This is a genomic window from Paenarthrobacter sp. 10L420, from assembly GCF_056395385.1.
Map to the genome: position 1 here is coordinate 57,139 of NZ_JBFTJK010000008.1, position 14,467 is coordinate 71,605.

Here is a 14,467-nt window from a genome sequence, read left to right on the forward strand (position 1 = left end):
TCACTTCCCCCATGTTTAGCGTCCCCATCCCCTAGTGTCCCTGTACGTCCGAGTCGACGCCGGCATCAGGTCCGGCGTCGAGGGTTTGTAACCTTCTCAGGTCATCCTGGTCCAGCTCGAAGTCGAAGACGTCAAGGTTCTCCTGCATCCGTTTCGGGTTGGAGGTCTTGGGGATGGCAACCAGGCCCTGCTGGACGTGCCAACGCAGAACAACCTGGCCGGGCGTCTTTCCGTGCTTGCTGCCGATGCTTCCCAGAACCGGGGCATTGAGGAGATCGCTGCTGGCACCAAGTGGACTGTAGGACTCCGTGACAATCCCGTGCTGCTCGTTGAACGCGATGGCAACAGGACGCGGGATGGCGGGACTGACCTGGATCTGGTTGACCGCCGGGACAACATCCGTTTCCCTGAACAGGCGGTCAAGGTGCGAAGGCTTGAAATTGGAAACGCCGATGGAACGAACCTTGCCTGAGGCCTGCAGTTCCTCGAAGGTCTTCCAGGTGGAGACGAACTCGTCGCGGCGGGGGAGCGGCCAGTGGATCAGCAGCAGGTCAACGTACTCCAGCCCCAGACGTTCCAGCGAACCATCGAGCCCTGCCACTGCCTTGCCCGAGCCCTGGAATCCGCCGTCCAGCTTGGTGGTAATGAAGAGTTCACCCCGGTCCACTCCGCAGGCGCGGATTCCGTTGCCCACACCCTTCTCATTGCCGTACTTGACTGCCGTATCAATGTGCCGATAACCGTGTGAAACAGCTTCGACGACGGCGTCAGCAACCTGGGCATCATCCAGGGGCCACGTACCCAACCCCAGTTGCGGAATCTTGTAGCCGTCGTTGAGTTCAATGAGCGGGGCAAGTGTCATGTGCATGATCTCCTCTAATGCTTCAATCTCGACGGGCGGGTCTCTTTGCTGTTCTACGCTGGCCACGGACTGCTTGGCAACAGCTACCGCCCCGCCACTCTTCGAGCAGACCACTCATAGAGCCGATCGCTCAGCTCCATGAAGTCTTCCGCCACCACCTGCAGCTCCGGATGCTGATCGTGCCACTGAATGATCTCCCTCGCGCCGTCTGCGAAAGGGATGGTTGCCTGGTAATCGGGCACGAGTGCCTTGATCTTGGAGTTATCGAACACGACCGAGTGCGAGCGGTCCCCCAAGAGGTTGGGGCCGAGCTCTTTGCTATGGGCGGCGATGGTCTCGGAGGAAACATGAAACAGCTCGGGTTCAGGAACGCCGGCTGCCCGGGCGAAGAGACGATAGATCTGGTTCCACGGCAAGAACTCGTCGGAAGTAATGGTGTAGCTCTCACCGACAGCCTGCGGCCTTCCCAAGAGGCCGACGAAGGCCTTGGCGAAATCACGGCTGTGGGTCAGCGTCCACAGCGAGGTCCCGTCCCCATGAACCAGCACGGGCATTCCCGCGCGCATCCGGTGAATGTCAGTCCAACCACCCACCAGCGCGATCTTGGTCCGGTCATAGGTGTGCGATGGCCGGACCACGGTCACAGGGAAGTCCTGCTCGCGGTAGGCCTCAAACAACAACTCCTCACAGGCAATCTTGTCCTGCGAGTACTTCCAAAACGGGTTCTTCAGAGGAGTTGATTCCCGGATGGGCAAGGTGGTGGGCGGCTTTTGGTAGGCCGAGGCGGAACTGATGAAAACGTACTGACCAGTCCTCCCCCGGAAGAGCTCCAAGCCAGCCCGCGCATGAGCCGGAGTGAAGGAGATGAAGTCCGCAACGGCGTCGTACTCCCTTCCGCGAAGTACCTCCCGCACAGCCCCGGTGTCCCGGATGTCAGCATGGAGCACCTCGGCGCCCTCGGGAACCGGCCGCCCGGCTGACCGTCCCCTGTTGAGGATGGTCAGCCGGTGGCCCAGCGCGACGGCGCGTTCAGCCGCCGCCGCACTGATGACCCCGGTCCCGCCGATGAACAGGATGTTCCGCGGCGAGACGGTGTCCGCTTGTGGGAGGAGGCTGCTCACCAGGCGTAGTCCTCCGGGGCAGTGCGGTGGCCCGGGAAGATGTCATCGAGGCGCTTGAGCGCATCCTCGTTGAGGGTCACGTCCAGGGCGCGGATTGCGGCATCCAGTTGCTCCTGCGTGCGCGGTCCAACGATCGGCGCTGTCACGGCAGGCTGATGAAGCAACCAAGCCAGGGCAACGTCGCCGGGCTTCTGCCCGAGTTCGTCAGCGAAATCCTCGTACTGACGGATCTGATCCTCGTGCTTGCGCAGCGTCTCCAGCGCACGGCCTTCGGTGCGGCGAACGCCCTGCTCCTCTTTCTTCAGTACGCCACCCAGCAGACCGCCCTGCAGCGGAGACCACGGGATCAAGCCGAGTCCGTACTGTTGCGCGGCGGGGATGACCTCAAGTTCCAGTTCGCGCCGGAAGAGGTTGTAGATGGACTGCTCGCTGACCAGGCCCGTGTAATTCCGCCTGCGCGCGGCTTCCTGAGCCTGGGCAATGTGCCAGCCGGCAAAGTTGCTGCTGCCCGAGTACAGGATCTTGCCCTGCTGGACAGCCACCTCAATCGCCTGCCAGATCTCGTCCCACGGCGTCTGACGGTCGATGTGGTGGAACTGGTAGATGTCGATGTAATCCGTCTGCAACCGCTTCAGGCTCGCGTCCAGTGCGCGGCGGATATTCAGGGCGGAGAGCTTGGATTCGTTGGGCCGGTCCGTCATGGTGCCATACAGCTTGGTGGCCAGCACAGTCCGTTCCCGGCGCTCGCCGCCCTTCGCGAACCAGCGCCCGATGATTTCCTCGGTCCATCCCCGGTGGCCCGAACCGCCGTAGACGTTGGCGGTATCGAAGAAGTTGATGCCGGAATCCAGTGCGGAATCCATGATGGAGTGCGCCGTTGCTTCGTCCGTCTGGGGGCCGAAGTTCATGGTGCCCAGGCAGAGACGCGAAACTTTCAGGCCGGAGCGCCCAAGGTTGGTGTACTGCATGTTTTTGGTCCTCTACTTTGTCTATTTAGAGCTGGGTAAAAGCCGCGACGGCGGGATCGGAACCTATGCGGGCCCCGGCCTCCAAGGCGGTGACCGCAGCCAGTTCGGATTGGGTCAGGGTGAGATCGGCGGCGCCGAGGTTTTCCCGCATCCTGGCAGAGTCCGCGGACTTGGGGATCACGATGGTTCCCTGCGCGAGGTGCCAGGCCAGAATTACCTGTGCCGGGGTTGTTTCGTGTGCGGCAGCCACCAGGGCCACTACCTCGGCGTTCAGGTCCTTGCCCTGCCCCAACGGGCTGTACGCCTCAACGGCGATGCTGAGATCGCGGCACTTGTTTGCAAGATCGGCCTGCTGGTACGTAGGGTGCAGCTCGATCTGGTTCACGGCCGGCACTACGTTCGCTTCCCTCAACAGGGTGTCCACGTGGTCCGAGAGGAAGTTGGAGACGCCGATGGACCGGATCTGCTTGTCCTGGTAGAGCTTCTCCATCTCCTTCCAGGCCTGCGGGTACAGTCCCTGCGAAGGGACGGGCCAGTGGATCAGGTAGAGGTCAACCGCCTCCAAGCCGAGGGCGTCGCGGCTGCGTTGGAAGGCGTCGTACGCCTCGCCCTGCTCTCCGTTGCGGAGCTTGGTGGTGATGAAAAGGTCTTCGCGGGGAAGGCCTGATGCGGCGAGGGCGGCGCCCACGCCGGCCTCGTTCCGATAGGCGGCGGCAGTATCGATGTGCCGGTATCCCGCCTCCAAAGCGTCTTCCACCACCTTCTGTGTTTCTTCCGGAGGCACCTGGAAAACACCGAATCCGAGCTGGGGAATGGTGACGCCGTTGTTTAGGGTCAGCTCTGGCATGAGGTCTCCTTCGAGGTAGATATGTCCAAGCCTGCCCTGGTTCCTGTGAGTTCGGCCGGGTAAGCCGGTTTTCCAGAAAGCGTTTTCGGCAGGCTCTGTACTGAGCCTATTCAGTTTTCGTCGGAGAGTCAGCAACCCAGCCTGATCCTGTTTTTCCTAGGTCTGGCAGTCCTACCCAAATCGGTGGTCCTGCTCTGGTCATGCCCGCCGCGATAACGGCAGAATGAACGGATGGGTCAAAGCGCCGAGTTCGGAAAATTCCTCAAAGTCATGCGAGCCCGCCTTTCGCCGGAGGACGCCGGGGGCCAGGGGTCCACCGGTTCACGCAGGGTGCCCGGTCTCCGCCGGGAAGAGGTGGCGAGGCTCTCGGGGGTGAGCACTGACTACTACACACGCCTCGAGCAAGGCCGGAACATCCACCCCTCCAAGGCAGTCCTCGACTCTGTAGCGAGAGCACTTCGCCTGGACGCGGGGGAGCACGCGCACATGCTGGACCTGCTGGAGCACTGCGCGAGTTCGGCCGGCAATCCCGGCCCCGCCCAAAAGGTGCGCCCCGCGTTGCGGCAGCTGCTGGACGCCGTCGGGGATGTTCCGGCGATGGTCCTGGGGCGACGCGCGGATGTATTGGCCGGAAACCGGATGGCTCATCTGCTGTTCACGGATTTCACGGCGCTGCCCGCCACTGAGCGGAACCTGACCCGTTGGATCATTCTGGATCCTGCAGCCAAGGACCTGTTCAGGGACTGGAAAACCGTGGCCGCCGAGGCAGTGGGTGCCTTGCGGATGGATGTCGGCAGACACCCCAACGATCCGCAAACCAACCAGCTCGTAGGCGAACTTGCAGTGCACAGTGAGCATTTCCGTCAATGGTGGGCTGGGCACAGGGTGGCCTCACGCTCTGCCGGTACGGTGAGATTGCACCACACGCTGGTTGGCGATCTTGAACTGAACTTTGAAACGCTAAGCCTCCCGGACGATCCCGACCAGCTGCTGAGGGTCCATTCCGCGAAGGCGGGCTCGCCGTCGTCGGACGCCTTGACCCTGCTCAGCAGCTTTGGCGAGGTACCCGCAACGATCCAGCCGGCCCCCGAACCCGCCCGCCGAGATGACAGTTGACGCCCATGTTTTTGCTGAACATGGGCGTCAACTGTCATCTCGCGGGGGAGGGGATCAGCGCTCCAAGCGGAAACCAAGTTTGATGGTCACCTGCCAGTCGGCAATTGCACCGTCCTGCAGATGACCGCGGATCTCTTTCACCTCGAACCAGTCCAGGTTACGCAGCGTCTGGGAGGCGGCGGCAATGCCATTCCTGACGGCCGCATCGACGCCCTCGGAAGAAGTGCCAACAATTTCGGAAACGCTATATGTGTGGTCAGCCATGGTGCTCCTCATCATCGTCCCTGAATCTTTGAAAATGCTGGCCCGCTCGGCAGGCCGTTCCTGCAGACTAGCCCACGGACGTCCGTGCGGGCCAGAGGTCGGGCGGGCTCAGCTTTCGCGCCAGTCATTGCCCGTGATGTGCGATCCTGCATGAGGTCCCATCTGGAGCATTCCGCCGTCCACGGGCCACGACGCGCCAGTGACGTAGCTCGAATCCGGGGAGGCCAGGAAAGCGATGACGGCGGCAATTTCCCGCGCGTCACCGGGACGGCCAAGGGGCACGCCCGGCCGCTCCTTCTGCCTGGGGTCCTCGTCCGTTTGCCCCGTCATGGGCGTTGCGATCTCACCGGGAGCAACATTGTTGGCGGTGATGCCAAACTCTGCAAGTTCCAAAGCCATGGTCTTGATGAGCCCGCCAAGGCCATGCTTGGAGGCGTCGTAGGCAGAAGCTCCAACGCGCGGCTGGAACTCGTGCACGCTGGTGACAGCGATGATGCGCCCGCCGCGGCCCGCATTGACCATGCGTTTGGCAGCTGCCTGCATAGCCACGAATGCGCCGTTGAGGTTGGTGTCCAAGGTGGACATCCAGGTGTCATAGTCCAGTTCCAGGAACTTTGTGCCATCGCCCGTTCCGGAGTTGTTGACGAACACGTCCACGCCCCCGAGTTCGTCGGCCAGCTTCTCAATGCTGGCAGCGGTCTCCGAGACCTTGGTGGTGTCCAGGTGGTGCACTACCGCCTTGCGGCCCAGACCACGGACTTCTTCTGCAGTGTCCTCGGCACCCTGCTGGTCCGTGTGCCAGGTGATGCCGACATCCATGCCTGCCTTGGCCAGAGCAACCGCCGTGGCACGTCCTATCCCTGAGTCAGATCCGGTGACGATGGCGGTTTGCGGGGAAAATGATGCCTCGCTCATGTCCTTGCCTTTCGGTCGCGTGATGGTTCCGATGACTTATCCCTACCCGGACACACCGGATCGTAAACACTCGGTTGGAAGATGCCAGGTCCCGGCGGCGGATGGTGATGGAGTGTAGATTTTTAGCAGCACCACCAGTGAATTCCCACAACCAGGAGTACTCATGTCTGAAGTTATTGTCGTCGGCGTTGACAGCAGCGAAACGGCCAAACGCGCAGCAGTGGCAGCAGCGAAGCTTGCCACAGCCCTTGGCGCCGAGTTGCATGTCATCAGCGGGTTCTCCGATGACCGCATTGAAGAATTTGGCAGCGGCAGCGACCGGATCACGGTTTCTTCGGCCGACTCCGCAGAATACGTGGCCCGCAAGGTCTCTGAGGAACTTGACGTCCCCAGCGGCAACATCAAGTACTTCGCAGCCCGCGGTACGCCGGCCAACGCGCTCATCAACTACGCCGAGACCAACAACGCCTCGCTGATCGTCGTGGGAAACAAGCGGATGAAGGGCCTGGGCCGTGTCCTTGGCAGCATCGCCAACAGCGTGGCACACGGTGCTCCGTGCGACGTCTACATCGTGAACACGGACGTGGACGCGTAGCCGTTTCTTATTAGGTAGCAGCAGACGCCGTTTTGGAAGCTCAAAACGGCCTCTGCTGCTGTTCAGTTGGGGAGAATTCCTGGCCGTGGAAAAGGCCTCGGCAAGCCGCTGAGTGCTATCTTCGGGCGAATTCCAACAGGGCGCTCGTGGCCCTGGTGGCCTTCTTGAGCTGCTCCGTGGTGACAGCATGGTGCCCGTACCCTGCACGAGTTTTCATGCCAAGCAGAGTGGTTAGGTGCTTGGCTGCAGCTTCATCTACCGTCCTCAGAAGGCCCGCAGCCTCACTGTGGTCTTGACTCTGTGCGAATCGTCCGAGTCGGGCAATGCAGATGGCGTCAGAGGCGGCAATGCCGGCGTGGACGCAGAGTGTTGCCACGGCATCAGCCACTCCATGGTGTTCCTCAGCCAGTTCGAGTGCGTCCAAGGCAACTTTTTGGAATTGCACAGCCTTATTCAAACGACCCAGGCGGATGGCTTCGCTTCCTTGGGCGGTCCTCATTTACGCGACGCTGTCGGCGCGTAGTACGCGCCTCAGCCAGGTAGCGTCGCCGAAAAGTGTGTACCCGTCGGTGATGATCGAATCGAAGATCGGGGAGGGTGCAACTTCGGACTCCAGATAGACCAGGGGCCGCGTGTCGTTGCCTGTCCACGCACTGACATCGGCGGCCAGCTGCGCAATCCTGGTGTCAGCCTGCGACTCGTCACTGGGGTCATTGAGGGCTATGAAAAGGTCTATATCGCTATCGTTGCGCATGTCATTACGTGCAGCTGAGCCAAAGATCGTGACGACAATGGGCGAGAATTCCCACATCTCGATTTCGCTCCGGATGCGGGCGAAGAGGCGATCTTTTGAGAAGGCCATCGCGATCACTGCCTCGGCCAAAAGGTGATCACGGTTGAGCCGGAAAACGTGCGTTCTTCCGGCCACCTTGTCCAAGACGATGCCCTGAGCGACGAGGCGAATCAGGGCCTTGCGGACGCCGGCAAGGGAACTGCGCTCGGGAAGAAGGTTGGAGAGGTTGGGGGCTGTGAACTCGGCATCAGCCCGCGCCAAGACGTACAGCACACCCATGTCAAGCGTGGGGCTGATGGTCGTCAAGGGGTTCTGCAGCCGCATCGTGTCTCCCAGATCTACTATTGTGCACTTATAAATACAATAGTAGACATCGGCCGAGCCGCTTGGGTTACGCCTCCAGGACGTACGTCTTCAGGTCGTCCAAGGTCTGCTGCATATGGGCGTCCATGGCCAGCCGGGCCTCATGCGGATTCCGCGAGTCCAAGGCCGCCGCGATTTTCCGGTGATGGCCGATCGCGTGCTCCTGGATGTCAGCGAAAGCTGAGGTCTCCGTGCGCCGTGCCTCGAGTACACGATGAAGCGGCTCGAACAGTACTGCCACGAACACGTTGCCCGAGGCATGGAGGATGACATCGTGGAAGGCGAGATCGGCTTCCACAAAGGCGGCCACGTCATAAACCTCGTGCGCGGCTTGCATCTTTTCAACGTGCTCTTTGAGCGCGATCAGTTCATTGTCCGAGATACGTTCCGCAGCGAGTTCGCAGGCGCCGGTCTCGAGCATCCGGCGTAGCTCGATGAGCTGAACGGCAGCTGCCGCATCCTTGGTTCCTTCGGAAGCGGCGCGCAGGACGGCCTCCAAGGATGCCCACTGGTTCAGCGGATTAACGAACGTACCGCGGCCACGTTCCACGCTGAGGATCCGCTGCGCCTCGAGTGTTTTCATGGCTTCGCGCACGGTCATGCGGCTCACCTCGTGCCGGGCGCTGAGCTCCAGTTCGCCAGGGACAATCGTCCCGGGCGGAAACTCGCCCGCGATGATCCGGTCCAGCAGCTCATCAGCAACGACGCCCACCAGCGACTTGCGTGCCATGTATCCCCATTTCCTGTGATTCAGACCGTCCGGCACCTCATGGATGTTTTCCTCCAGGCGCGGATGGTTGTCAGACATCTTACGCTGGCGGTGGCCAGCTCGTTTTCCAAAATTCACACAAAGTCTTGGCACATTCTTCCGGTTGCTCCCAGTGGACGCTGTGGCCGGCGTCGGGAATTGCCTTCAGGGTGCGTGTCGGGCTTGCCGCCACGAACGCAGTCATCTGCTCGATTGACCGCACGCGGTCGCCCGTTCCAGCGATCACCAGAAGCGGGGCCTGAACGCGGCTGGGCACTGAGGGTTCGACGCCGGTCATGGCCGCCCAGGCGCTGGCGGACAGAATCCGGAACGGCGTATCGAATCCTTTGCTGAGCAGCTCCATGTCTTCCGCGGAGAGGTCCCCGTACCAAGCGTTCATGAGCTTCAGCTTGGTGTCGGCGTCGAAATGTCCCTGCTTCAGCTGTGACACCAAGAGCTTCTTGAACGCCTCGTTTTGAGGCGCGGGAACCATTCCTACCAACGTCACTGTTGCCACTAGTTCTGGATGCTTTGCCGCCAGGGTCAGCGAGACGCTGCCGCCCATCGAATGCCCCACCAGGTGCACCGGCCCTTCTGTGCCGGCGGGAATCGCAGCGCCAAGCGATGCAGCGGCGGTGTCCAACGTCCAAAGGAAGTCGGGCGGCAGATCCTGGCCCGGGTGATAGCCCGGGAGGTCGAGAATCCAAACTTCGCGTCCGGCGTCGAGCAGTATCTTTGCGAGCGGTTCCCAGTACACGGAGCCCGAAGCCCAGCCGTGGATCAGCACAACGGGGACTTGCTCGTCGGAGGAAGACGCGGGGGTGCGAACCTCCACGAAGGGGAGTGGAACTGCAGTGCCGGCCATGTCTCCAGACTAGTGACGCACGGCATCTTGCGTGGGGAAGAGCGCTGTGTCACACTGGCTATGAAATGTTAGATGTCTGACATCTTACATTCACGAATCCGCTACAAAGATTTCCCACGATGGAGTGCACAGTGACCCTTGAAGCCGACGTTCTGGCCGCTTTCCCGGCGGAAGTCCAGATTCCTGCCCACCTGGTTGCCGACGCCGTTGCTGCGTCCTCGGCTGAGGCCCCTCGCGTCCTGGTCGTCCTTGATGACGATCCCACCGGAACCCAGTCTGTTTCGGACCTCGCCGTCCTCACCCGTTGGGACGTCGCTGATTTTTCCTGGGCCTTTGCCTACATACGGGAGAACCAAACCAAGCCCGCCGTGTACGTCCTGACCAACACCCGCAGCCTGGATCCGGCCGAAGCGGCAGCGCGGAATGAAGAGATTGTCCGCAACGCCCTCACGGCGGCAGCCTCCGGCAACGTGAAGCTGGGCTTCGTCAGCCGCAGCGACTCCACCCTGCGTGGCCACTACCCGCTGGAGCCCGATGTCATCGCCGCCACCGTAGCCGCTGAGACCGGTGAAACCACTGACGGCGTAGTAATTGTCCCAGCATTCCCCGACGCCGGCAGGGTCACCATCGGCGGCGTGCACTACATGCGCGGCACCGGAGAAGATGCCGGCAAGCTCACCCCCGTGGCAGAGACGGAATTCGCCAAGGATGCCAGCTTCGGCTTCGTCAACTCCGAGATGGCCAAGTATGTGCAGGAGAAGTCGCACGGCCGGTTCCCCGCCAGCGACGTGATCGTTCTGGATCTGAACATTATCCGCGCCGGGGCCTCCGCGCAGGACCCCGCCATTTCCGCCAAAGCGATCGCCGACGCCCTCGAGTCCGCCACCAACTCGACTCCGATCGTGGCCGACATCGTCACAGAGAACGACCTCCGTGCCCTCGCGCTTGGCCTGGAAGAAGCCGAACGCCGCGGCAAGAAGCTCCTTTACCGCGTAGGCCCCCCGTTTGTCCGAGGCCGGATCGGCCAGGAAATCCGCACCGCGCTGACCTCCGAAGAAGCGTACGCGGGAAACACTCCCTCCACAGCCGGTGGCCTGATCGTGGTCGGCTCCCACGTGGGTGTGACCACCCGCCAGCTCAGCGCCCTGACGGCCGCGCACAGCTCTGCGCGCATTATCGAGATCGACGTTGAGAAGTTGCTGGTTCCTCAGGCTGACGGTTACATCGCCACAGTGGTGTCCGACGTCGTCGATGCCCTCCACCAAGGCGACGTGATCGTCCACACCAGCCGCCTGCTCATCAAGACAGACGACGCCGCAGCGAGCCTGAAGATCGCCCGCACCGTCTCCGCCGCCGTCGTCAATGTAGTGAACCGGACGTTGAAAACCTTCCCGCCGCGGTTCGTCATCGCCAAGGGTGGCATCACATCCTCGGACGTTGCGGCGCACGGCTTGGAGATCCGCCACGCGATCGTCCGCGGGCCCATGCTGCCGGGCATCGTCTCGCTCTGGGAACCGGTGGATGGCCCCGCGAAAGGCATCCCGTACATCGTGTTCGCCGGCAATGTGGGCGATGACCAGTCGCTCGCCCGGGTCACCCGCAAACTCAGCGCCACTTTCTAAGCTCCTGGAAGCCCACAAATTCAATGGAGAACACCATGATTAGCAGCAACTACACCATCACCGTCCTGGGCCTCGGCGCCATGGGCCTGCCCATGGCCACACGCTTGGCCTCCGAGCTGACCGTCCACGGTTTCGATATCGCCGAACCTCGCCTGGAGCTCGCCGCAGCAGCCGGTATCAAGACTTTCGCTTCTGCCCGCGAAGCTTCGCAGGATGCCGATGCGCTGCTCCTGGCCGTTCGCAACGGTGAGCAGCTTAACGATGTCCTGTTCGGCGAAAACGGCGTTGCCTCGGTTCTGAAGCCCGGCGCAGTCGTCATCCTCGGCAGCACCGTAGGCACCGAAGCCATCCCGGCCACTGTTGAAAAGCTCGCAGGGTATGGAGTCGCGCTGGTGGATGCTCCGCTGTCCGGCGGCCCGAAGCGCGCGGGTGAAGGTGACCTGCTGATTGTTGTTGGAGCCGAACCAGAGGCCCTCGAAAAGGCCCGCCCCGCGTTGGAGTTGCTGGCCTCCACCCTGAGCATTGTGGGCGACAAGCCCGGCGATGGCCAGGCGCTCAAGACCGTCAACCAGTTGCTCTGTGGCGTACATATCGCCGCTGCTGCCGAGGCAATGGCCTTGGCGGATGCCCTGGGTCTGGATCAGGCGAAGACCCTCGCCGCCCTCGAAGCCGGCGCTGCGGGCTCCTTCATGCTCTCCAACCGCGGCCCCCGCATCCTGGAGGCCTATACCGAAGATGGAGCCGAGGTCCTCAGCCGGCTGGATATCTTCGTCAAGGACATGGGCATCGTCGGCAAGGCCACCCGCGCTGCCGGCCTTGCCGCGCCCGTTGCTGCCGCCGCAGAACAGCTTTACCTCCTCGGCCAGGCCCAAGGCCTCGCCGCCGCCGACGACTCCGCCGTCATCAAGGTTGTCGCGCCCACAAAGCGCACCAACTAACCCAACAAAAACCCGCGACGACGGCGGTCCCCCCTTCGCCGTCGTCGCCACCTCCCGCCGGTCTTTTAGACTGGTTTGTCAAAGGAGACACCCCCAATGAATCCCCTCATCAACTCGTTGATGGTCCGGGCTGCTGACGCCCCCGCTATCAAACCGGCAGTGGAACTGGGAACACCCCTGTTGCTGACTATCGCCGCCGCGGGCATTGCCCTGCTGCTGGTGCTGATCATCCGCTTCAAGATCCAGGCCTTCGTTGCCCTGTTGGCTGTCAGCATCCTGGTAGGTGTGGCGGCCCAGATTCCGCTCAAGGACATCTTTACTGTGGTGGCCAACGGTGTTGGCAGCACCATGGGCAAGGTTGCTTTGTTGATTGCCCTCGGCGCCATTCTTGGCCGCATGATCGAGGTATCCGGGGGCGTGCAGTCGCTGGCCACACATTTCACTGAGAAGCTCGGAGCCAAACGCGTTGCCATCGCTTTGACGGCCGTGGGCTTCCTCGTGGCGATTCCGGTGTTCTTCGAGGTTGGCGTCATCGTCCTCGTCCCGATTGTCTACGCCTTTGCCAAGATCGCGAACGTTCACCCGATCAAGTTCGGCCTGCCCATGGCCGGCATCATGCTGTCCATCCACGTGGCTGTGCCGCCCCACCCGGGAATCGTTGCCGGCGCCGGTGTCTTTGGTGCCGACATTGGGCTCATCACTCTTATCGCCCTGATCATCTGCGTGCCGCTCGGCTTCCTCTCCTACTGGGTAGCCAGCATCATGAACCGCAAAGATTACGAACTGCTCCCGGGTGTCAAGGCGCAGGTGGACGAGTTCGGTTCTGCTGACTCCCTCGTGCATGTCGGCCATGACGGCCCCGGCGCCCGCGCCATCGCTCCTCCCCGTCCGGGCCTGATCATGTTCCTGATCGCAGCTCCGATCGTCCAGATCCTCGTGGGCACCCTGGGAACGCTGACCATTGCCAAAGACAACTACTGGTACGGCGTGGCCGCGTTCATCGGCAACCCGTTCTTCGCGCTCCTTGTAGCTGTAGCCCTCTCCTTCTTCCTGCTGGCCGTCCGCCGCAACTGGTCCCTCAAGGAAACCGGTGAGATCTTCGAAGGCGCCCTTCCTCCGATTGCGTCAATCCTCATGGTTGTCGCAGCGGGCGGCGTATTCGGTGAAGTCCTCCGCACCTCCGGCATCGGCGCCGCCCTGTCCCACACCCTGGACAGCTTGGGCTTGCCGGTTATCGTGCTCGGCTTCATCATCTCCCTGGCACTCCGCGCCGCCCAGGGTTCGGCCACCGTTGCCATTGTCACGACGACGGGCCTGCTCACCTCCGCTGTGATGGAAGGCGGCTACACGCCCGCCCAGATCGCTGTGATCGTGATCGCCATCGGATTCGGCGCCTTGGGGCTGTCCCACGTGACGGATGCTGGTTTCTGGACCGTGATCCGGTACTACGGACTTACCGTCACCGACGGTCTCAAAACCTGGACCGTCCTCACCACGATCCTCGGCCTGGCCGGCTTCGTACTGACGTACGTCGCATGGATCCTGGTGGGAGGTTTGGCCCACTAATGCGCGCCAAACTCGATCAGCTGGTCATCTCCGCCCTCGCTGATGGCTCTGCTGTTCCGGCTTTCACCTGCTACGACTTCACCACTGCGTTGGCCGTTGTTTCGGCGGCGGAGGAAGCCAGGCTCGGTGTGATCCTGCTGGTAGCACCCAAGACGGCATCCACTCCCAACGGACTCCGGCTCATCGCAGCACTTCGCGGCCTGGCCGACGACGCCAGCGTTCCCGTATCGGTCCAACTGGATCACGCCTCGGACCTGCAGGTCATCAAGGATTCTGTGGCAGCCGGGGCGGATGCGGTCCTGGCCGACGGTTCGTCCCTGGCCTACGAGGACAACATCGCCTTGGTCCGCGAAGTCCGTGCCGCCTTGGATGCCCAGGGCGCGTTCGACGTCGTGATCGAAGCAGAACTTGGCGGCCTCGCCGGTGACGAAGACAAGGCTTTCGGTACGGAAGGTTCAGCGCCCGACGCCCGTACTTCAGTCGCCGGGCTGACTGACCCTTCGCAGGTGGCGGACTTCGTTGCACGCACTGGTGCCCAACTCCTGGCAATCGCCGTGGGTAACGTGCACGGAAAGTACAAGGGTGAGCCCAACATTCGCTGGGACGTACTCCAGGAAGTTGCTGCGCGCACGGACGTGCCTCTGGTGCTGCATGGCGCCTCAGGCATCCCGGCTGAGCAGCTCGCAAAGGCTCCTTCCATGCAGGTCGGTAAGGTGAACTTCAACACGGAGTTACGCACCGGAATCCTGGCCACCCTTGAGGCCGAAACCCCCGCGCACCGGGCGGACGGTGAGAACCTCCAAGGCCTGCTGGCTCGATGGAATGGTTCCGCGTGGTCCTTCGCCGGAGCAACGCTGGCGATGCTGAGTGACTGACACAACCCC

At 62.2% G+C, this 14,467-nt stretch carries 16 protein-coding genes; 6 read left to right on the forward strand and 10 right to left on the reverse strand.

The window, feature by feature from the left end:
- Positions 1-31: 31 nt before the first annotated feature.
- The 4 genes from AC1DD5_RS13595 to AC1DD5_RS13610 form a co-directional block, all read right to left on the reverse strand.
- On the reverse strand, positions 32-862 hold the full coding sequence (locus AC1DD5_RS13595; protein WP_477521768.1) for an aldo/keto reductase: 831 nt from the start codon (positions 860-862) through the stop codon (positions 32-34).
- Positions 863-945: 83 nt separating this feature from the next.
- Positions 946-1,983 (reverse strand): NAD-dependent epimerase/dehydratase family protein, encoded by a 1,038-nt coding sequence (locus tag AC1DD5_RS13600; protein WP_442016278.1) that lies wholly within the window; start codon positions 1,981-1,983, stop codon positions 946-948.
- On the reverse strand, positions 1,980-2,951 hold the full coding sequence (locus AC1DD5_RS13605) for an aldo/keto reductase (RefSeq protein WP_477521769.1): 972 nt from the start codon (positions 2,949-2,951) through the stop codon (positions 1,980-1,982). The genes AC1DD5_RS13600 and AC1DD5_RS13605 overlap by 4 nt, the downstream gene beginning before the upstream one ends.
- A gap of 25 nt (positions 2,952-2,976) precedes the next feature.
- Positions 2,977-3,798 (reverse strand): aldo/keto reductase, encoded by an 822-nt coding sequence (locus AC1DD5_RS13610; protein WP_477521770.1) that lies wholly within the window; start codon positions 3,796-3,798, stop codon positions 2,977-2,979.
- Between the two features lie 231 nt (positions 3,799-4,029).
- Between AC1DD5_RS13610 and AC1DD5_RS13615 the strand changes: the two genes are divergently transcribed.
- Positions 4,030-4,914 carry a helix-turn-helix transcriptional regulator gene (locus AC1DD5_RS13615; protein WP_477521771.1) on the forward strand — a complete coding sequence of 295 codons (885 nt, stop codon included), beginning with the start codon at positions 4,030-4,032 and terminating at the stop codon, positions 4,912-4,914.
- A gap of 54 nt (positions 4,915-4,968) precedes the next feature.
- On the opposite strand, the gene AC1DD5_RS13620 is transcribed toward AC1DD5_RS13615, so the two are convergent.
- A complete protein-coding gene (locus tag AC1DD5_RS13620; RefSeq protein WP_442002951.1) occupies positions 4,969-5,178 on the reverse strand; it encodes a dodecin in 210 nt (69 codons plus the stop codon).
- 108 nt (positions 5,179-5,286) lie between these two features.
- A complete protein-coding gene (locus AC1DD5_RS13625; RefSeq protein WP_477521772.1) occupies positions 5,287-6,093 on the reverse strand; it encodes an SDR family oxidoreductase in 807 nt (268 codons plus the stop codon).
- Positions 6,094-6,256: 163 nt separating this feature from the next.
- Between AC1DD5_RS13625 and AC1DD5_RS13630 the strand changes: the two genes are divergently transcribed.
- On the forward strand, positions 6,257-6,688 hold the full coding sequence (locus AC1DD5_RS13630; RefSeq protein ID WP_431117519.1) for a universal stress protein: 432 nt from the start codon (positions 6,257-6,259) through the stop codon (positions 6,686-6,688).
- A gap of 115 nt (positions 6,689-6,803) precedes the next feature.
- Here AC1DD5_RS13630 and AC1DD5_RS13635 read toward each other — a convergent pair whose 3' ends face one another.
- The 4 genes from AC1DD5_RS13635 to AC1DD5_RS13650 all read right to left on the reverse strand — a co-directional run bounded on the left by AC1DD5_RS13635 (position 6,804) and on the right by AC1DD5_RS13650 (position 9,457).
- A complete protein-coding gene (locus tag AC1DD5_RS13635) occupies positions 6,804-7,187 on the reverse strand; it encodes a hypothetical protein (protein ID WP_477521773.1) in 384 nt (127 codons plus the stop codon).
- Positions 7,188-7,805: a nucleotidyltransferase domain-containing protein gene (locus AC1DD5_RS13640; RefSeq protein WP_477521774.1), complete on the reverse strand. Its 618-nt coding sequence runs from the start codon at positions 7,803-7,805 to the stop codon at positions 7,188-7,190.
- Between the two features lie 67 nt (positions 7,806-7,872).
- The gene (locus tag AC1DD5_RS13645) at positions 7,873-8,574 is read right to left on the reverse strand and encodes a FadR/GntR family transcriptional regulator (RefSeq protein WP_477521863.1); all 702 of its coding nucleotides are present in this window, start codon (positions 8,572-8,574) and stop codon (positions 7,873-7,875) included.
- 79 nt (positions 8,575-8,653) lie between these two features.
- Positions 8,654-9,457 (reverse strand): alpha/beta fold hydrolase, encoded by an 804-nt coding sequence (locus AC1DD5_RS13650; RefSeq protein WP_477521775.1) that lies wholly within the window; start codon positions 9,455-9,457, stop codon positions 8,654-8,656.
- A 131-nt stretch (positions 9,458-9,588) separates the two neighbouring features.
- Here AC1DD5_RS13650 and AC1DD5_RS13655 point away from each other — a divergent pair, with 131 nt between their 5' ends.
- The 4 genes from AC1DD5_RS13655 (at position 9,589) to AC1DD5_RS13670 (ending at position 14,458) form a co-directional block, all read left to right on the forward strand.
- A complete protein-coding gene (locus AC1DD5_RS13655) occupies positions 9,589-11,079 on the forward strand; it encodes a four-carbon acid sugar kinase family protein (RefSeq protein ID WP_477521776.1) in 1,491 nt (496 codons plus the stop codon).
- Positions 11,080-11,117: 38 nt separating this feature from the next.
- Entirely contained in the window at positions 11,118-12,017 is a 900-nt protein-coding gene (locus AC1DD5_RS13660; RefSeq protein ID WP_477521864.1) for an NAD(P)-dependent oxidoreductase, read from the forward strand.
- Between the two features lie 96 nt (positions 12,018-12,113).
- Positions 12,114-13,583, forward strand: a complete 1,470-nt coding sequence (locus tag AC1DD5_RS13665) for a GntP family transporter (protein WP_477521777.1) — start codon at positions 12,114-12,116, stop codon at positions 13,581-13,583.
- A complete protein-coding gene (locus tag AC1DD5_RS13670; RefSeq protein ID WP_477521778.1) occupies positions 13,583-14,458 on the forward strand; it encodes a class II fructose-bisphosphate aldolase in 876 nt (291 codons plus the stop codon). The genes AC1DD5_RS13665 and AC1DD5_RS13670 overlap by 1 nt, the downstream gene beginning before the upstream one ends.
- Positions 14,459-14,467: the final 9 nt, after the last annotated feature.